19 protein-coding genes are annotated in these 19846 nt (G+C 39.5%); 16 read left to right on the top strand and 3 right to left on the bottom strand.

Annotation, left to right across the window (positions count from 1 at the left end):
• Nucleotides 1-34: 34 nt before the first annotated feature.
• A complete protein-coding gene (locus CD039_RS05765; RefSeq protein WP_103371506.1) occupies nucleotides 35-439 on the top strand; it encodes a transcriptional regulator, SarA/Rot family in 405 nt (134 codons plus the stop codon).
• 127 nt (nucleotides 440-566) lie between these two features.
• On the opposite strand, the gene mnmM is transcribed toward CD039_RS05765, so the two are convergent.
• Nucleotides 567-1127 carry a tRNA 5-(aminomethyl)-2-thiouridylate-methyltransferase MnmM gene (gene mnmM / locus CD039_RS05760; RefSeq protein ID WP_103371505.1) on the bottom strand — a complete coding sequence of 187 codons (561 nt, stop codon included), beginning with the start codon at nucleotides 1125-1127 and terminating at the stop codon, nucleotides 567-569.
• Nucleotides 1124-2077: a tRNA modification radical SAM protein MnmL/YtqA gene (gene mnmL / locus CD039_RS05755; RefSeq protein ID WP_103371504.1), complete on the bottom strand. Its 954-nt coding sequence runs from the start codon at nucleotides 2075-2077 to the stop codon at nucleotides 1124-1126. The genes mnmM and mnmL overlap by 4 nt, the downstream gene beginning before the upstream one ends.
• A gap of 255 nt (nucleotides 2078-2332) precedes the next feature.
• On the opposite strand from mnmL, the gene CD039_RS05750 reads away from it, so the two are divergent.
• The 3 genes from CD039_RS05750 (at nucleotide 2333) to CD039_RS05740 (ending at nucleotide 6561) form a co-directional block, all read left to right on the top strand.
• Nucleotides 2333-3508: an MDR family MFS transporter gene (locus CD039_RS05750; protein ID WP_103371503.1), complete on the top strand. Its 1176-nt coding sequence runs from the start codon at nucleotides 2333-2335 to the stop codon at nucleotides 3506-3508.
• 302 nt (nucleotides 3509-3810) lie between these two features.
• Nucleotides 3811-6228, top strand: coding sequence for a leucine--tRNA ligase (leuS, locus tag CD039_RS05745; RefSeq protein WP_103371502.1), 2418 nt, complete (start codon nucleotides 3811-3813; stop codon nucleotides 6226-6228).
• 21 nt (nucleotides 6229-6249) lie between these two features.
• Entirely contained in the window at nucleotides 6250-6561 is a 312-nt protein-coding gene (locus CD039_RS05740; protein WP_002472996.1) for a rhodanese-like domain-containing protein, read from the top strand.
• 198 nt (nucleotides 6562-6759) lie between these two features.
• Here CD039_RS05740 and CD039_RS05735 read toward each other — a convergent pair whose 3' ends face one another.
• The gene (locus CD039_RS05735; RefSeq protein ID WP_103371501.1) at nucleotides 6760-8034 is read right to left on the bottom strand and encodes a BaiN/RdsA family NAD(P)/FAD-dependent oxidoreductase; all 1275 of its coding nucleotides are present in this window, start codon (nucleotides 8032-8034) and stop codon (nucleotides 6760-6762) included.
• A gap of 237 nt (nucleotides 8035-8271) precedes the next feature.
• Between CD039_RS05735 and CD039_RS05730 the strand changes: the two genes are divergently transcribed.
• The 12 genes from CD039_RS05730 (at nucleotide 8272) to ytpR (ending at nucleotide 19835) form a co-directional block, all read left to right on the top strand.
• Entirely contained in the window at nucleotides 8272-9909 is a 1638-nt protein-coding gene (locus CD039_RS05730) for a putative polysaccharide biosynthesis protein (protein WP_103371500.1), read from the top strand.
• Nucleotides 9906-10601 carry a pseudouridine synthase gene (locus tag CD039_RS05725; protein ID WP_103371499.1) on the top strand — a complete coding sequence of 232 codons (696 nt, stop codon included), beginning with the start codon at nucleotides 9906-9908 and terminating at the stop codon, nucleotides 10599-10601. Before CD039_RS05730 ends, CD039_RS05725 begins: the two co-directional genes overlap by 4 nt.
• Before the next feature lie 22 nt (nucleotides 10602-10623).
• On the top strand, nucleotides 10624-11112 hold the full coding sequence (locus CD039_RS05720; protein WP_103371498.1) for a YtxH domain-containing protein: 489 nt from the start codon (nucleotides 10624-10626) through the stop codon (nucleotides 11110-11112).
• Nucleotides 11113-11408: 296 nt separating this feature from the next.
• Nucleotides 11409-12818 carry a dipeptidase PepV gene (gene pepV / locus CD039_RS05715; protein WP_103371497.1) on the top strand — a complete coding sequence of 470 codons (1410 nt, stop codon included), beginning with the start codon at nucleotides 11409-11411 and terminating at the stop codon, nucleotides 12816-12818.
• Nucleotides 12819-12820: 2 nt separating this feature from the next.
• Nucleotides 12821-13669, top strand: coding sequence for a D-amino-acid transaminase (gene dat, locus CD039_RS05710; RefSeq protein WP_103371496.1), 849 nt, complete (start codon nucleotides 12821-12823; stop codon nucleotides 13667-13669).
• Between the two features lie 641 nt (nucleotides 13670-14310).
• The gene (locus tag CD039_RS05705) at nucleotides 14311-15102 is read left to right on the top strand and encodes a phosphotransferase family protein (RefSeq protein ID WP_049411237.1); all 792 of its coding nucleotides are present in this window, start codon (nucleotides 14311-14313) and stop codon (nucleotides 15100-15102) included.
• Between the two features lie 12 nt (nucleotides 15103-15114).
• Nucleotides 15115-15756 (top strand): tRNA (guanosine(46)-N7)-methyltransferase TrmB, encoded by a 642-nt coding sequence (trmB, locus tag CD039_RS05700; protein ID WP_103371495.1) that lies wholly within the window; start codon nucleotides 15115-15117, stop codon nucleotides 15754-15756.
• Nucleotides 15757-15898: 142 nt separating this feature from the next.
• Nucleotides 15899-16735, top strand: a complete 837-nt coding sequence (locus tag CD039_RS05695; RefSeq protein WP_103371494.1) for a YtnP family quorum-quenching lactonase — start codon at nucleotides 15899-15901, stop codon at nucleotides 16733-16735.
• A 91-nt stretch (nucleotides 16736-16826) separates the two neighbouring features.
• A complete protein-coding gene (locus CD039_RS05690; RefSeq protein ID WP_103371493.1) occupies nucleotides 16827-17903 on the top strand; it encodes a M42 family metallopeptidase in 1077 nt (358 codons plus the stop codon).
• Nucleotides 17904-17922: 19 nt separating this feature from the next.
• On the top strand, nucleotides 17923-18243 hold the full coding sequence (locus tag CD039_RS05685; protein ID WP_002471204.1) for a thioredoxin family protein: 321 nt from the start codon (nucleotides 17923-17925) through the stop codon (nucleotides 18241-18243).
• 119 nt (nucleotides 18244-18362) lie between these two features.
• The gene (locus CD039_RS05680) at nucleotides 18363-19226 is read left to right on the top strand and encodes a DUF1444 domain-containing protein (protein WP_103371492.1); all 864 of its coding nucleotides are present in this window, start codon (nucleotides 18363-18365) and stop codon (nucleotides 19224-19226) included.
• A 12-nt stretch (nucleotides 19227-19238) separates the two neighbouring features.
• The gene (ytpR, locus tag CD039_RS05675) at nucleotides 19239-19835 is read left to right on the top strand and encodes a YtpR family tRNA-binding protein (protein ID WP_103371491.1); all 597 of its coding nucleotides are present in this window, start codon (nucleotides 19239-19241) and stop codon (nucleotides 19833-19835) included.
• Nucleotides 19836-19846 lie beyond the last annotated feature (11 nt).

Here is a 19846-nt window from a genome sequence, read left to right as displayed (position 1 = left end):
TTATCGTTAAAATCTATGATTGGGGGAATGTTTGATGGGGAACACGACTGAACAAAAGGTGACGAATATTTTAGAACTGGAATCTTTATTTAAGGATGTTGAAGCGATTTTCAACAGTGTTCAAAATGAATACGAGTTATCTAAAGAGGAAGTTCTAATTCTACTGACGCTTTGGGACAAAGGTTCTATGACGTTAAAGGAAATGGACGATCACGTACCAGTTAAATCATATAAACGTACGCGTACGTATAATGATTTAGTCGAGAAGTCATGGGTCACTAAAGAAAGACCTAAAAATGATGAACGTACAGTGATTATTCACTTCAACGCTTCTATGAAGAAAGAGAAAGAACAACTATTGGACTACATCATTAAAGAAGCACAAGAAAGAAAAGAAAAAATGCAATCCAGTCTTAATTCTATATTAAATTTATCATAATAATAAATCTCGGTTGGAGAAGTACTCGTACTTCTTCGACCGAGATTTTTAATATTTCGAGTTTATAATTTTGAGTTAGCATAAGTTCGCCCGCAATGAGACTGAACTACAATCCGTCTCGTTCCTATCAGCGCTTTTCAATCGCACAAATAAACGGTGGATGATTCTGCTGATTGATAAATTGATACTGTAGCACATGCGCTTTCTGTTGGTCTATATTGCTCAAATACTCTAGTAAAGCATCTTTCTCTTCAGCACCACCTGGATGGCCGTGATAAATTACGAGTACGATTATACCTTCAGGTGCCAACATTTCCATAATCGCTTCAATTGCAGCAATCGTTGAAGGCGCTTGAGTAATAATCGTTTTGTCTCCATGAGGGAGGTAGCCTAAATTGAAGATAGCCGCATCAACGTGTCCTTGATGTTCAGGCGCTACATGTTCAGCAATCTGCGCGTGACTGTCTTGAATAAGTTGAACATTTGAATAGTCGTTAACTCTCTGCGCTGTTTCTGCTATGGCTGTCGCTTGAATATCGAAACCATAGACATGACCACGAGGTGTCTGTTGTGCGAGGTACAACGTATCATGCCCGTTACCACATGTCGCATCAATAACGATGCTATCTTCTTTAATATGTTGCTTTAATAACGTTTTACTAAAAGGGAGGATGCGTTCGACTTTCATGATTGAACCTTGCTTTCGAATTTTTTACCTTGGTAGGAATTACGGCGTGCAAGTTCATTATCAATTTCGTTAAGTACTTCCCATTTATTCACGCTCCACATCGGGCCGACCATCAAGTCTATTGGGCCATCGCCGGTAATACGATGAACAATCATCTCTGGAGGAATCACTTCGAGTTGGTCACAGACAAGATTTGTGTACTCGTCTTGTGACATGAACTCTAACATTCCTTTCTCATACTGTTTAACCATCGGCGTACCTTTAAGAAGATGGAGAAGGTGAATCTTGATACCTTGTACATCCATTTGTGCTACTTCGCGAGCCGTCTCCATCATCATGTCATAATCTTCACCAGGCAAACCATTAATAATGTGCGTACAAATATTAATATTGTGCTTACGTAACTTCGCGATACCTTCGTAATACGTTTGCATATCGTGTGCACGATTGATGAGGTCGGAAGTACGTTGATGTACTGTTTGCAAGCCTAGCTCAACCCATAAATAGGTACGCTCATTTAATTCAGCAAGATATTCCACTACGTCGTCTGGCAAGCAATCGGGACGTGTAGCGATAGATAGACCGACGACGCCATCTTCTTTCAATGCAGCCTCATATTTTTCACGAAGGACTTCGACCGGTGCATGTGTGTTAGTGAACGCTTGGAAGTAAGCGATGTACTGACCTTCATGCCATTTCTCATGCATTCGATCTTTAATCTCTTTGAATTGTACTTCGATAGGATCTGCACGGTTACCCGCAAAGTCACCACTTCCTGCCGCTGAGCAGAATGTACAACCGCCATGCGCGACTGTACCATCTCTGTTAGGACAGTCAAATCCGCCATCTAAAGCGACCTTAAATATCTTCTGACCAAATTTATTTTTCAAGTGATAGTTCCATGTGTGATATCTTTTATCTTCAAATGCGTAAGGGAAATATTTACCCATGTAACATTTTCCTTTCTAAGTCATATAATCTTTCAACATTTTAACATATTATTCTACCTTACTGGTGATCATGAAAGAGGTCAAGTGCAGGCTTTTAGTCACTAATGGTAAAAAAGCCATCTCGGAAATTTCTTTAATAAATAACGATAGTTAATTAAAGGTAACATTATAGAATGGAAAGTTAATTAAATAATAATTGCTATTAACTGTGTTATAGTGAGTATAAATGTCGTTCTTACGAAAGGGGTTGTGTGGATGAAGATGCCTAAAGCGGTTTGGTGGCTCGTCATCGGTATGGCACTGAATATCACTGGTGCCAGCTTCCTTTGGCCATTGAATACCATTTATATGAAAGAAGAACTAGGGAAGAGTTTAACGCTTGCAGGTATTGTACTCATGATTAATTCATTTGGGATGGTCATTGGAAATCTACTCGGGGGAACGTTGTTTGATAAGCTTGGAGGTTACCGAACGATTCTCAGCGGTACAGGTATTTGTTTAACCAGTACGACACTGCTCTTCTTCTTTCACGGTTGGCCTTGGTATGCAATTTGGTTAGTGTGTCTTGGTTTCGGTGGAGGAATGATTATACCTGCGATTTACGCTATGGCTGGGGCAGTGTGGCCGCTAGGTGGACGCCAAACCTTTAATGCGATTTATCTCGCCCAGAACATAGGAGTGGCACTCGGAGCAACGACAGGAGGATTTGTGGCAGAGATTGACTTTAACTATATTTTCTTAGCCAATCTCATCATGTATGTCTGTTTCGCAGCAGTAGCTATCACACAGTTTAACCTCCAAATGACTTATAAAGTTAAACCACAAGAGAATACAGGGTTATTCTCCAAAGCTCAGCGACCTCAATTTATTGCGTTACTACTCGTATGTCTCATGTTTATTATCTGTTGGATCGCCTATATCCAATGGGAGAGTACGATTGCCTCATTCACACAACAATTGAACATTTCGATGAGTCAGTACAGCGTGCTGTGGGCGATTAACGGGGTAATGATCTTAGTTGCGCAGCCTCTCATTCGTCCAGTGATATATCTCTTACGTGGAAACTTGAAGTATCAAATGTTCGTCGGAATAGGTATCTTTGCGATATCGTTCTTTATCACGAGCTTTGCAGAACATTTCATCATCTTCGTCATCGGCATGATTATTCTAACCTTTGGCGAGATGTTCGTCTGGCCAGCAGTGCCGACGATTGCGAACCATTTAGCTCCGAAAGGGAAAGAGGGCGCTTATCAAGGTTACGTCAATTCAGCTTCGACTGTGGGCAAAGCGTTAGGTCCTTTTTTTGGTGGAGCACTTGTTGATATGTTTAATATGCAGATGATGTTTTTGAGTATGATCGGTCTCTTGATTATCGCGTTGGTCGTGGTTGGCTTTTATGATAAAAGTTTACCCGAAGATCGCCGACCTTAGCTCACTAGGTTGAGTAAAAGCATTTTACAATTTAAACTTGAAATCATTACCCTGAACACTTAATATAAGTAATGTATAGGAGTAGTAATTTAGCTGTTCGTCGACAGAGAGCTAGGATGGTGGAAACTAGCGACGGAACACTAAGTGAACTTACCGGATTATAAAATGAATTGAGCTACATCTCTTACTATTATTATAATGAAGTGCACTGTGTGTGAACGAGGGTGGTACCGCGGCAGTTGTCGTCCCTGAATACATAGATAATAGTATGAGGTGTTTTTTCATGAATTGGAGGAGAGAATGTGAGCTTTAATCACAAAGAAATAGAACGTAAATGGCAACGCTATTGGGATGAACATGAAACATTTAAAGCGACTGACGACTTCGGTCAGAAGAAATTCTATGCATTAGATATGTTCCCGTACCCATCAGGTGCTGGCTTACATGTAGGTCATCCTGAAGGTTATACAGCCACAGATATCATTTCACGTTATAAACGCATGCAAGGTTATAACGTATTACATCCAATGGGTTGGGATGCTTTCGGTTTACCTGCTGAGCAATATGCGTTAGATACAGGGAACAACCCAAGAGCTTTTACACAACAAAATATTGATACGTTTAAGCGTCAAATCAAAGAACTCGGTTTCAGCTATGATTGGAGTCGTGAAGTGAATACAACAGATCCTGATTACTATAAATGGACACAATGGATCTTTATTCAACTCTATAATCAAGGGCTTGCTTACGTGGATGAAGTGGCAGTGAACTGGTGTCCTGCATTAGGCACAGTACTTTCAAACGAAGAAGTTGTTGACGGCGTATCAGAACGTGGTGGACATCCAGTTTATCGTCGTCCAATGAAACAATGGGTCTTAAAGATTACGGAATATGCGGATCGTTTACTTGAAGACTTAGACGATTTAGACTGGCCAGAATCAATTAAAGATATGCAACGCAACTGGATTGGTCGTTCAGAAGGGGCGTCTATTCGTTTCGACATTAAAGGTGATACAGAAGAACAAATTGAAGTTTATACGACACGCCCAGATACAGTATATGGTTCAAGTTTCTTAGTATTGAGTCCAGAACACAGCCTTGTGGATACAGTAACTACAGAAGCGCAACAAGCACAAGTGAAAGCTTACCAAGAAGAAGCGGCGAAGAAATCGGACCTAGAACGTACTGGACTTGCCAAAGAGAAGTCAGGTGTGTTCACAGGTGGCTACGCGATTAATCCGTTAAACGGTGAAGAAGTCCCTGTATGGATTGCAGATTATGTGCTCGCAACGTATGGTACAGGTGCAGTAATGGGTGTACCAAGTGGTGACCAACGTGACTACGAATTTGCGCAAACGTTCGATTTACCAATTATTCCAATCATTGACGGCGGAGATTTATCGAAAGAAGCTTACGGTGGTGACGGCCCGCACATTAATTCAGGTGAATTAAACGGTTTACACAACGATGAAGCAATCGTTAAAGCTATTGATTTACTTGAAGCATCAGGTGCAGGCGAACGTAAAGTCAACTACAAACTACGTGACTGGCTCTTCAGTCGTCAACGTTATTGGGGCGAACCTATTCCAGTGATTCATTGGGAAGATGGTACGATGAGTACGGTGCCTGAAGACGAATTACCACTGTTACTACCTGAAACAGATGAAATTAAACCATCAGGTAATGGTGAATCACCACTCGCAAACATCGATGATTTCGTGAACGTTGTAGATCCTGAAACAGGTATGAAAGGACGTCGCGAAACAAATACGATGCCGCAATGGGCAGGTAGTTGCTGGTATTACTTACGCTACATCGATCCTAATAACGACGAACAACTCGCAGATCCTGAGAAATTGAAACATTGGTTACCGGTTGATCTTTATATCGGTGGTGTGGAACATGCAGTACTTCACTTACTCTATTCTCGTTTCTGGCATAAAGTGCTTTATGATATCGGCGTTGTACCAACGAAAGAACCATTCCAGAAATTATATAACCAAGGTATGATTCTCGGTGAGGGTAACGAGAAGATGAGTAAATCGAAAGGTAACGTTATTAACCCTGACGATATCGTGCAATCTCACGGCGCGGATACGCTACGTCTTTACGAAATGTTCATGGGACCTTTAGATGCTGCGATTGCTTGGAGTGAAAAGGGTCTCGAAGGATCTCGTCGTTTCTTAGACCGTATTTGGCGCTTACTCATTAATGAAGATGGTTCATTATCCGAAAAAGTGGTAAACACTAATAAGGGTACGTTAGATAAGACTTATAACCAAACTGTGAAGAAAGTCACTGAAGACTTTGAAAGCATAAGCTTTAATACTGCTATTAGTCAGTTAATGGTCTTTATCAACGATAGTTATAAAGCAGATGAACTTTACCAACCATACATTGAAGGTTTCGTTAAAATGCTCGCACCGATCGCGCCTCATTTAGGTGAAGAGCTATGGTCTAAGCTTGGCCACGATGAAACAATCACATATGAAGCTTGGCCAACTTATGATGAATCTATGTTAGTTGATGATGAGATCGAAATCGTTGTTCAAGTCAATGGTAAATTACGCGCTAAACTTAACATTTCTAAAGATATGTCTAAGGAAGAAATGGAAGAGGTTGCATTAGCAAATGATAATGTTAAAGCTGCTATTGAAGGTAAAGACGTGAAGAAAGTTATCGCAGTACCACAGAAATTGGTTAATATTGTTGCTAAATAAGAGAAAGGGAGCGTTTTAATTATGGAAAGTATTACTGTAGATCAATTAAAAGAGAAGATCTTAGATTCTAACCCAGTGAATATCGTTGACGTTCGTACTGATGAAGAGACAGCGATGGGTACCATTCCAGGAGCAAAAACGATTCCGATGGATCAAATTGAAGATAATCTTAACTATTTCGATAAAGACCAAACGTACTACATCGTATGTAAAGTGGGCGGTCGTAGTGCGAAAGTCGTTCAATATCTACAATCTCAAGGCATTCACGCGGTAAACGTTGAAGGCGGTATGGATGCTTGGGGCGATGAAGGTTTAGAAATCGATAGTATCTAATTGCTTAGTTAACTGAACAAAGATTATTTAATCATATTCAAATGAAATCACCCGAAAGTGACGAACAGTCATCTTCGGGTGATTTTTTAGGTTATTTAAGATTGTAGCTACACGATAAAGTGAGTTTTTGATATTGTGAATCGTAGTGTTCGTACGTGAGTTGAACTGGCTTTTAACCCTAAACTCACACACTTGCACTTACTCATCTTCCTCTGCAGCAGGGACGAACTGACCTGCGTTGAGCCCGGCTACATGTCCTGTTACTAGTGCGCTTGTAATATTATAACCACCAGTGTAGCCGTGAATATCGAGCACTTCACCACTAAAGAAGAGGCCTGGAACGAGTTTGGACATCATCGTCTTTGGATAAAGTTCTTTCAATTTCACACCACCACCTGTGACAAACGCCTTGTCTAAAGGAAGGGTGCCATTCACGGTAAATTCAAAGTGTTTGAGTTGTGCGACTAACGCTTGAAGTTGCAAGTTAGATAAATGGTGCCCAGTTAAATCATGTGGAATCTCTGCTTGTTCTAGCATAAAGAGTAAATAACGTTCCTCAACTAGACCGTGTAGACTATTCTTCACCGCTTTATCAGGTGCGTCTTGTACCATCTGACGAATTTGAGATTGCAACTGATCTTGGTTGAGTTCAGGAAAGACATCGAGGCTCATACGTACATCTTGACGCTTTTGTTTCTGTTGTTCTTTGTAAACAAACTGACTACATCTTAACGCGGCTGGACCACTGATACCGAAATGCGTAAAGATCATGTCCATTTGATGCGTGATTCGTGCTTTACCATTCTTCTTCAGGACAGACAACGCCACATCTTTAAGACTTAGGCCTTTAAGACGTTTCTCTTTAATAAACGGTTCTGGCGATTTAATAGGCACTTCTGTAGGGAACAGTTCTGTAATTGTATGTCCCATACTTTCCGCGAAACGATAACCATCTCCGGTAGAACCAGTTTGCGGAACACTCGTACCTCCCGTGCTTATGATGACTGTGCGAGAGTGAACTTGCTTCTGATTATTCAAAGTTAGAGTAAAATAATCTTCGTGATGTTCAATTTGATTGACTTGTGTTTCTTCTAACACTTCAACCCCTTGATCGTAAATCGTTTGAGTAAGGGTATCTACCACGTCTTGTGCCTTGTTAGATACTGGGAACATTCGGCCATGGTCTTCTTCTTTCAGTTTCACACCACGACTTTCGAAGAATTCAATGATGGATTCGTTGTCAAAAATTGAGAAAGGGCTATAGAGAAATTTACCGTTCCCAGGAATGTTCTGGATGATTTCCGCGTAAGGGAGTCGATTGGTCACATTACAACGGCCGCCACCAGAAATTTTTAATTTACGACCTAAACCTTTCTTCTTTTCAATCAGCAGCACATTATCGCTATGTTGACTTGCTGCGACGGCTGCCATACTTCCACTCGGGCCTCCGCCGATGATTACTGTTTGATACATGTTTAATCCTCCATTTTAGGATAATCCGTCTATTCATTAGTGTATTATAGCAATGTTAGCTCGTATGTTATAGGGTGAGTGTATGAGAAATTCTCAAACTTTTAGTGTCATAATGATATAATATCTCGCAGCGATAATCATTTTATAGTAATATAGTTTTGAAAAATCAGTCGTATAACGTTATGATAAAATTTATGGTAATTATAGAAAAACTTAATTAAAGATAGGAAGATATGGATGAGTGAAAGTAAAGAATTAGTGAGGGGAACGTTTCTTATTACATTGAGTATCTTGATCACCAAAGTGCTCGGTGTAATTTACAACATTCCTTTCTATCACATTATGGGGGATGAGAAGAATCTCGCCCCGTTCAGTTATGCTTACACACCGTATAATATCGCTATTGCGGTAGCGACGGCAGGTGTACCACTAGCAGCGTCTAAATATGTTTCCAAATATAATGCTTTGGGCGCTTACAAGGTGAGCCGAAAGCTCTATCGGTCAAGCTTTATAGTGATGGCGATCACTGGTATTATCGGCTTTTTAGTGCTTTACGGTTTAGCGCCAACGATTGCGCACGTGACACTCGCACATGAGAACGGTGCTCAAGGTGGTTGGACACTCGCTGATATTACGTGGATTATACGAATCATCAGTTTCGTAGTCATCTTTATTCCACTTCTCGCGACATGGAGAGGGGTCTTTCAAGGTTATAAATCGATGGGACCTACTGCCGTGTCAGAAGTGACAGAGCAAATTGCACGTATTCTATTCATCTTAGTGGGTGCATACTTAGTACTGAATGTCTATCATGGTTCGCTATTATTAGCCAATGGTGTAGCTACATTTGGTGCCGCGGTGGGTGCGATTATCGGTATCTTCACACTGTGGTTTTATTGGCGTAAAAGAAAGTCAAATATTGAGAAGATGGTTCAAGAAGATCATACTGACATCGATGTTTCGTACGGGCAAATGTATAAAGAAATTATTTCGTACAGTATCCCATTCGTTATCGTTAGTTTGAACTTCCCACTGTTCAATATGGTGGACCAGTTCACACATAACTTTGCTCTAGGTTTAGCAGGTGTACCGCAAAGTTTACATGATAGTTTCTTTACGATGTTAAACTTCACGACAAACAAGATTGTTATGATTCCGACGTCTTTATCTGCAGGGTTTGCAGTGAGCTTAATTCCATTCATTACAAAGACGTTTGCTTCAGGTGAAACGACAGAGATGCACCGTCAAATTCGTACATCTCTAGGGGTGTTGATGTTTATCACGGTCCCTGCAAGTTTAGGTATTATGGCACTGGCATTACCGCTGTACACAGTATTCTATAAATTCCAACCAGACGGAAGTTTATTATTATTCTTCTATGCGCCAGTATCAATCTTAATTGCCTTATTGAGTGTGACAGCTTCAATGCTCCAAGGTATTGATAAGCAGAAACTCACTGTTTTCGTCATCGTAGCAGCAGTCGTGATTAAACTTGGATTGAACGTACCATTAATAATGCTCTTCCACACTCCAGGTGCGGTACTTTCAACAGGTATTGCGTTGTTGTTCGCAAATATTTGTAATTTAATTATCTTAAAGGTCTATGCGAAATACGATTTCCGCGAAACGTGGATTCAATTCGGTAAAATATTCATGTACGGCTTTATCATGATGATTGGTGTAGAACTGACATTCTTCATTCTTCAACTGTTCTTATCACCAGTAAGCAAAGTGAACGCGCTCATCATTCTTATCGTCGGTGTTATCGTCGGTGCCTTGATTTACGGTATCATCTCAATGAAGACACATCTTGCGGATGAATTCTTAGGAGATATTCCGAATAAGATACGTAGTAAGATAGGATTTTTAAAATGAGAATAGATAAATACTTAGCTCAGATGGGAGTAGGAACGCGTTCAGAAGTCAAGCAGCTGTTGAAGAAAGGTCGCGTGACGATCAATGATCAGGTTGAAAAGTCACCGAAAGTCCATGTGGATCCAGAAGATGACAAGGTTTGTTGCGATGGAGAGACGATAGGTTATATTGATAAGATCTATCTCATGTTGAACAAACCTAAAGGTGTGATTTCAGCAACTGAAGATGATGCACAGCGCACAGTCATTGATCTCGTTTCAGAGTATCAGCACCTAGGCATCTTTCCTGTAGGCCGCTTAGATAAGGATACAGAAGGGTTGCTATTAATTACGAACGACGGGCAGTTCAATCATGATTTGATGAGCCCCAAAAAGCATGTGGCCAAAACTTATGAAGTACTATCAGAAAAAAATATTACCAATCATGATATAGATATGTTTAAATCGGGTATAGAGTTAAATGATGGTGCTACGAAACCAGCTATATTGAAACCTACTGATACTCCCAATCAATCGTTAGTAACTCTATATGAGGGACGGTATCATCAAGTTAAACGAATGTTTCATGCCATTGATAATGAGGTAAAGGCATTGAAACGCATCAAGATTGGAGCGCTTCCACTTGATGAAGACTTAGCTCCTGGTACGTATCGCCAATTAACTCAGGAAGAATTAGAGTTACTGAAACAATAACTATAAAAAAGAGGTGTTAATTATGTCTAAGTTTCTTAAAGTTGTATTAGGACTCGGCGGTGTTGCCACAGCAGTACTTTTATCTCGTAAAGAAAACAGAGATAGATTAAAGGAAGAGTACAACAAATACAAAGAAGATCCAGAAGGCTACAAACAGAATGCGAAAGAGGTAGCTGAATCTTATAAAGAGAACGCGAAAGAAGCGGCTCAGAATTATAAAGAGAAAGCAAGCTCTGTAGCAAGTGACTTACAAGAAAAAGCTGGAGACACTATTGAAGAAGTGAAGAAAGATCCTAAAGCCTATGCTAAAAAGGTGAAAGAAGATCCTAAAGGTTTCTTAAATGAACAAAAAGAACGCTTCATCAACGGTGAAGAGAAGAAGGAAGACCACGTTGAAGAAGCACGCTTCGCTGACGAAGGTGCTGTAGATCCTTCAAACAACTTACGTGTGGTTTCTGAAGAAGATTTGAAAAATAATCAAAACCAACCAAAACAAGATAAAAACAAATAATAAATGAGATTTGTGCTTGGCTTACATACGTTGTGGGCCAAGCTTTTTTGATAGGAAAGATTGTCGTCAAGAATGCATAACATCTATATAAAAGCAAGTCGTATTCGTTTTTGAATGACCTTTATTTCTTAGGGTAGATATGTTCATAGACGGGTAGAACGTATAATATTAAAGTTCAGAATTATTTAAACAGTAGAAATTATTCTGAGAAATTTGTTCTTCCTACTGTAGTTCACGTTTAATTTGATGTAGAATAAAGAGAAACCCAGTTTTTAAACAAAGGAAGTTGATAAGTAATGTGGAAAGAAAAAGTACAAGCGTATGAAGATCAAATTATTGAAGATTTGAAAGGATTACTATCAATCGAAAGTGTCAGAGACGATGACAAGGCCTCAGAAGATAATCCAGTAGGTCCTGGCCCGCGCAAAGCATTAGACTACATGTATCAACTAGCTGACAGAGATGGCTTCAATACACATGACGTAGACCATATTGCCGGACGCTTAGAAGCAGGTGCAGGCGATGACGTATTTGGAATTCTCTGTCATGTGGATGTTGTGCCAGCTGGAGAAGGTTGGGATAGCGATCCATTCGACCCAGTCGTAACAGACGATCGTATTATCGCACGTGGCTCTTTAGATGACAAAGGACCAACAATTGCTGCTTACTACGCAGTTAAGATTCTAAATGAGATGAATGTGGACTGGAAGAAACGTATACATATCATCATCGGTACGGACGAGGAATCAGACTGGTTATGTACGGACCGTTACTTCAAGACTGAAGAAATGCCTGAATTAGGCTTTGCTCCAGATGCTGAATTCCCTGCTATTCACGGTGAAAAGGGAATCAGTGTATTCGACATTGTGCAAGATCAAAAAGATGATGACGATGACGAGCCTGAATATGAATTGTATGCTTTCGAATCTGGTCAACGTTATAATATGGTGCCTGATCAAGCTACAGCACGTTTGTTTGTAAAAGAGAATATGACAGATGTCATCCAAAACTTTGAACAATTCTTAGTTGAACATCAACTCGAAGGTTCAAATTATGTCGATAGTGGCATCCTCCACTTAAATGTTGAAGGTAAAGCAGTTCATGGTATGGATCCATCCATCGGCGTGAATGCTGGATTGTATTTACTACATTTCTTAGCGACGCTCAACTTAGACAAGACAGCTACGAACTTTGTTCAAATAGGTGAAAGATATTTATTTGAATCTCATTTTGGTGAGAAGATGGGAATGAAATTCCATACTGACAACATGGGAGATGTCACAACTAACGTAGGTGTCGTAAGTTATGATAACCAACAAGGTGGCAAATTCGGTGTCAACTTACGCTATCCTCAAGGTTTCGAATTTGATAAATCGATGGCACGTTTTGAAGAAGAAATTAAAGAATTTGGTTTCAGCATCGAAATGGGTAAAGTTCAAGAACCACATTATGTTGAGAAAGATGACCCATTTGTACAAAAACTTGTTGAAGCTTACCGTAACCAAACAGGTGACAACTCAGACCCTTATACTATCGGTGGCGGTACGTATGCACGTAACTTAGATAAAGGTGTCGCATTTGGTGCGATGTTCCCGGAATCTGAAGATCTCATGCATCAGAAGAATGAATATATTACGAAGGATCAATTATTCCGCGCAACAAGTATTTACTTAGAGGCACTTTATTCAATCTGTGTGGAGGGATAGTTATGACAAAGGTATTAATCAATCAGAAACTCGTAGACGAACAAGAAGCAACCATTCCATACAATGACCGTGGATTTATTTTTGGGGATGGTATCTATGAATATATTCGCGTATACAACAATAAGATTTTTACCGCTAAAGAACATTTCGAACGTTTGTTACGTAGCGCGAATGAAATCGGTTTAGACATCGATCATACAGTAGACTCTTTAACAGAGCTTGTGAAAGAACTCGTAGTAGCAAACAAAGTTGTAAATGGCGGCGTTTATCTTCAAATCACACGTGGCGCTGCGCCTCGTGATCATCGTTTCCCAACTCCGCCAGTTGAGCCAACGTTGATGGGCTTTAGTAAAAGTTATGGTCGTCCATTCAAAGATATGGACCAAGGAATTAGTGCAGTGACTACCAAGGATATACGCTGGTTACGTTGTGATATTAAAAGTTTAAACTTACTCGGTAATGTTCTCGCACGTGAATACGCAGAAAAATATAATGCAGATGAAGCGATTCAACATAGAGATGGTATCGTTACAGAAGGATCAGCAAGTAACGCGTATGCTGTGAAAGATGGCGTGATTTATACACATCCAATCAATAACTACATTCTGAATGGTATCACTCGTCAAGTCGTGAGCTGGATTTGTGAAGATGAAGGTATCCCGTTTAAAGAAGAAACATTTGATGTAGATTTCCTTAAAAATGCGGATGAAGTGATCATCACGAATACCTCTGTAGAAATCATGGGTGTCATTAAATTAGATGGTGAACAGGTTGGTAATGGAGAAGTAGGTCCAATTACTAAACAATTGCAGACACGCTTTAATCATTATATAGATACACGTTGTATATAAGTGAATTGAGCTAAGCGAGTACTTCGAGATAGGGCACAAATTGATGTGCTTTTTCTTGAAGTACTTTTTTTATTCTACGTGAGATTTTTGATTATTGTAGAGTGATGAAATTATGATATATTAAGTGAGTTGCTCTAACAATTTGGGTATAAGAAATGAAATGAGAGATTAAAGTTTTTGTTATCATCTCTTTACTTTTTTGTGACATTTTTAAAATTATCTATATACTTACTAAGTCTTAAGACCGATAATGTGATATAATTTGAGGGAGTCAAATTTTAAGATTAATAATATCACAAGTAAGTAAAATGTGACATTTAGTTTTGGTTTTTAGGTTGAAATCGCCAACCAAAAATTATAAAATTCAATATGAGTCTTTCGAAATAAGAACGGATATACATAGTAGTTAAGAAATCTCTATAAAACCTGCCATGACAAGGGTTAGAGGTAAATACATATTCTATCGTTGAGGGTACTTTAACTTCAAGATAAGTTGCCGAGCGAAGGGTGTGTAGGCTAGGAAAGCAAGTGATAACCTAGTTTCAAGCTCGGCTTTAAAGTGTGTGACAAAATTGTATGATTTGGCTCTAGAAATCAGCTTTTTCTTGAGCCATTTTCTAATTGAAAGTGAGGTGTACGACGTGGAGCAGTTCTACCAATTGGGATGGACATTAGATTCAGCAGGTGGCGCGTCTGGTGAGGCTTACATGGCTGAGCAAGATGGTCAGAAGTTATTTTTAAAACGCAATTCAAATCCGTTTATCGCAGCATTATCTGCAGAAGGTATTGTACCGAAGCTCGTGTGGACGAAACGTATCGAGACAGGTGAAGTGGTCACTGCGCAACACTGGAAGAACGGTCGTGAGCTCACTTTTAATGAAATGCCACAGACACGTGTGACGAACCTTTTAAAGAAAATACATAGCTCTAAAACATTACTTAACATGTTGAAACGTATGGAAATGGAACCCATCACACCTGAAATCATGCTCTCCAAGATTAATGCGTCATTGTCGCGTGAAGTATGGACGCATCATGTCGTACGTAAAGCGCTCACTTATTTAGAAGCGCATATCCCGCAACTCGACCCACGTTTCTTCACGGTCGTGCACGGGGATGTCAACCATAATAACTGGTTGCTTTCTGATCACGATGAACTATTTCTCGTAGATTGGGAAGATGCGATGATTGCAGATCCTGCGATTGACATTGGTATGTTACTTTATAACTACGTGCCAGAATCACAATGGTCAGATTGGCTTGCTTGTTATGGAGTAAAGGAAACGCTTGATTTACAAAAACGAATGAAATGGTATACCGTTATTCAATCTATTGCAGTGATTCAATGGTACGAAGATCAGAAGCGCTTTAAAGATATGAATACTTGGTTAGAATTCTTAAACGAAATAATGAATCATAACGCGTTTATTTAAGGAGAATGAATGATGAGAATGCGCTATAAACCGTGGGCAGAGGATTATTTGAAAGCCCATACTGACATTGTAGATATAGACGGCGAACATGCGAAGCAACTCTCACAATGGTTTGATCAGCAGCAACCTTTGTATATTGAAATTGGTTCAGGCAGAGGTCAATTCATCACAACCATTGCTGCACAGCATCCGGAAATCAACTTTATTGCGATTGAACGTGAGAAGAATGTAATGGTTAATATTTTGCGCGACGTCATTGATCAAGAGTTAACGAACTTGAAACTCATTTGCAATGATGCAGCTGAGTTAACGGATTACTTCGAGCCTCATGAAGTTGATCGTATTTTCCTCAATTTCTCAGATCCTTGGCCTAAACGTCGCCATACGAAACGTCGTTTAACGTATCATACATTTTTAGCGATATATAAAGAGATACTTAAAGAAGACGGCGAGATTCATTTTAAAACCGACAATCGAGGATTATTTGCCTATAGTCTAGAAAGTATGTCTCAATTCGGTATGTATTTTACTAAAATCAACCTTAATCTACACGATGAAGATGATGAAGATAATATCGAAACAGAGTACGAGCGTAAATTTGCAGATAAAGGCTCACGGATTTATCGAATGGAAGCGCGCTTTCATCAATCTTAATTGTTCAATTATATAGTGCTATACAAAGAGTGGGTAGAATCGATGACGGTTCGTGCTCACTCTTTTTTGTTAAACCAGACATTTTACTGACAAGAGAGACTATATTAATATAGATTTAAATGACAGTTGAAGAGGGGATATTATGAAACTAGGACAGTTTACAATTCACTATCTCGATGGTGGCTATACACACATGGACGGCGGTGCAATCTTTGGCGTCGTTCCTAAACCGTTATGGTCGAGAAAGATCGAATCTAATAACAAGAATCAAATTCCACAACCTACGCATCCGTTGCTCATTCAAACTGAAGATGTCAATATCGTTGTAGATACGGGTATTGGGCAAGGGAAGTTGACTGATAAACAATTGCGTAACTATGGTGTGAGCAATGAGAGTCGCCTTGCAGAAGCATTAGCGCAACATCAGCTAAAGCCTGAAGACATTGATATGGTGCTTATGACACACATGCATTTCGACCACGCAACCGGTCTTACTGATAGTGAGGGCCATGCGGTATTTCCAAATGCAACGCACTATATTCAACGAGATGAATGGGAAGAATTTCTGAATCCCAATATACGCAGTCAAGCGACTTATTGGGCGATGAATCAAGGGGATTATCAAGAGCGAGTGCAGCTCTACCAAGATTCTGTGGAACCTTATCCTGGTATTAAGATGATACACACAGGCGGACACAGTTTCGGTCATAGTATGATTACTTTCGAGAGCGAAGGTGAACGTGCAGTCCATATGGCAGACATCTTTCCAACTCACGCACATCTCAATCCGTTGTGGGTAACTGCTTACGATGATTATCCAATGAATTCTATTAGCGAGAAACAGCAGTACATTCAACAGTTTATTAATGAAGAAACATGGTTCTTGTACTATCACGACCCGATGTATTTCGCAGTGAAGTTCAATCGTGAGGATGGTAAAACGATTGAGAGCTCTATTATGCGAGAACACACTGATTAGTTTTTAATATAAGCAGGTACGCGAATAGATATAAAGAAGGTCTGCGAAATCAACGACCTTGGCTAGAGATAAACAGAGGAGTAGATAACAGATGGCTATAGATAAACAAAAGACGTTAAAGAGAATGAAATCATTAACAGAACTTCATGGCGCTCCAGGCTTTGAAAATGATGTAAGAGACTACATGATAGAACAAATGGAACCTTTCGTGGACGATTTCGTTTATAACCGTTTAGGTGGTTTCTATGGGGTTAAACGTTCGAAGACGAAGAATGCTAAACGTGTGATGGTAGCAGCACATATGGATGAAGTCGGCTTTATGCTCACTAATATCACAGAGAATGGTATGCTTCAATTCACGAATCTCGGTGGTGTAGCGACAGATATCTGGCAATGTCAACGCCTTCAAGTGAAGACGCGTAAAGGCGACAATTACGTTGGTGTCGTCTCTAATATACCGAAACATTTTCAAACGCAAGGTGATCGACCACCTAAAATTGAAGATTTAATGCTCGATATTGGTAATAGTTCTGCTGAGGAAGTACGTGAGCGAGGTATAGAAATTGGGGATAGTATCGTTCCATACACTCCGTTCACGCAATTGTCTGAGCATCGTTATACAAGCAAGGCATGGGACAATCGTTACGGCTGTCTTATTGGGATCGAGTTGTTAGAAATGCTACAAGATGTCGAATTAGATGTCGATTTGTATGTCGGGGCGAACGTACAAGAAGAGGTAGGATTACGTGGTGCGCGTCCATCTGCTGAGCTCATCGGTCCAGACGTTGCATTTGTAGTTGATTGCTCACCAGCGAATGATATGCAAGGTAAACAGAAACTATCGGGTCAAATTGGTGCCGGCACGCTAATTCGTGTTAAAGACGGTACGATGATATTGAAACCGAACTTTAGAGATTATTTATTACAACTTGCTGATGAACATCAAATTACACATCAATATTACATTTCACCAGGTGGTACAGACGGTGGTGAAATTCATAAAGCGAATACCGGCGTACCAACTGCAGTTATAGGTATGTGTGCACGCTACATTCACAGTACTGAGTCGGTCTTTGATATACGTGATTATGAAGCTGCACGTACTTTGCTTTATCAATCCGTGACTCATTTAGACGATGACCAAATCCATCATTTACAATATGATTAAGTGAAAGAAGGTTTAACTTATGAAAAAGTTAGAGAATGAACAACAATTTGCAGATTATAAACAAGGTAAAGTCGTATTTATGTTCACAGCGACTTGGTGCCCAGATTGCAGAGTGATTGAACCTGATTTACCTCAATTAGAAGAAAAATACGACGATTTTGATTTCGTTTCGGTAGACCGCGATCAATTTATTGATTTGTGCGCTCAACATGATATTATGGGCATTCCAAGTTTCTTAGTCTATAGCAACGATGAGTTGTTAGGTAGCTACATCGGCAAAGAACGTAAATCTATCGAACAAATTGATCAATTTCTTTCTGAATTAGCATCAGAAGCGTAAAACAGAGAGGAATTTCACTATAATGTTAAAATCAATACCCTTACAAACCACTTTTTTTCTGTTCGTAAGGGTATATTTATTGTAAACTGTAGAGAGAAACGCTTAGAGGAGTGTTGAGTATGAACGTCTTTCAAATGAGAGATAAACTTAAATCTCGCTTAAAGCATTTAGATGTTAAATTCAGTTACGATCGTGAAGAAGAAACTTTACGCATTTATCGTGCTGATAATCATAAAGGTGTAACGGTAAAGCTACAATCTATCGTTGCGAAATATAAAGAACAAAAAGAAGATATCGTGGACGAAATTGTCTATTATGTGGAAGAAGCTATTTCTCAAATGGGTGGCACTGCATTAGAAGACTTAGATGATATCAAAGTGATGCCAGTTATGAGAGCACCCAGCTTTCAAAAGGAAAATAATGAAGGCACACCTTTCATTTACGAAGAACATACTGCAGAAACATTAACATACTACGCGTTAGATCTTGGTAAATCTTATCGCCTAATCGATGAAGACATGTTGAAAGAACTTCAAATTACGAAACAACAACTGAAAGAAATGGCATTATTTAATGTCCGTAAATTAGATAATCCCTATAAGACTGACGAAGTGAAAGGGAATATCTTTTATTTTGTCAATTCCAATGATGGTTATGATGCAAGTCGTATTCTCAACACGCGTTTTCTTAACGAATTCGAACAACAATGTGAAGGTGAAATGCTTGTAGCAATTCCTCACCAAGATGTGCTGATCATCGCAGATATCCGTAACAAGACGGGCTATGACGTGATGGCACATTTAACGATGGAATTTTTCACTAAAGGACTTGTTCCTATTACGTCACTATCATTTGGTTATGAGCAAGGTCATTTAGAACCTATCTTTATTTTAGGTAAAAATAATAAACAGAAGAGAAATCCTAACGTGATTCAACGCTTAGAGGCGACACGTCAGAAATATAATAATAAAGATCAGAAATAAGGAGTTTGTCCAATGAATTTATTCTATAATCCAGAAGGTGTAGGGGATGTTGCATTTCTTCAATTAGAACCTGTGACAGGCCCTGTTAATTATGACAAGAAAGGAAACGTTGTAACGCTTTATCAAGATGATCAAGTTGTCGGCTTTAATATATTTGAAGCAAGTCAAGCAGGCGTTGAAGGTAATGGTCACATTAAATTAACAGAAGATCTTGTAAATGCTTTTCAACAACAACTCGACAAAGCAGGCGTAAACTATCAATTATCTGTTGATTTATCACCGAAATTCGTAGTGGGATACGTCGAAAGTAAAGAAAAACATCCTAATGCGGATAAATTAAGTATTCTCAAAGTAGATGTCGGTGACGAGCAATTACAAATCGTTTGTGGTGCGCCTAACGTCGAAGCTGAACAAAAAGTTGTAGTAGCTAAAGTGGGCGCAGTCATGCCAAGTGGAATGGTAATTAAAGATGCTGAACTTAGAGGTGTACCAAGTAGTGGAATGGTATGCTCAATGAAAGAACTCAACTTACCTAATGCACCGAAAGAAAAAGGAATCATGGTGCTTGACGATAGTTATTCAGTAGGTCAACCGTTTTTCGAAGACTAGAAGGAGGTAAC

Source organism: Staphylococcus argensis, assembly GCF_002902305.1.
Lineage (GTDB): Bacteria > Bacillota > Bacilli > Staphylococcales > Staphylococcaceae > Staphylococcus > Staphylococcus argensis.
Note: the sequence above shows the minus strand (reverse complement) of the source record. Positions and strands in the feature narration are given on the sequence as shown.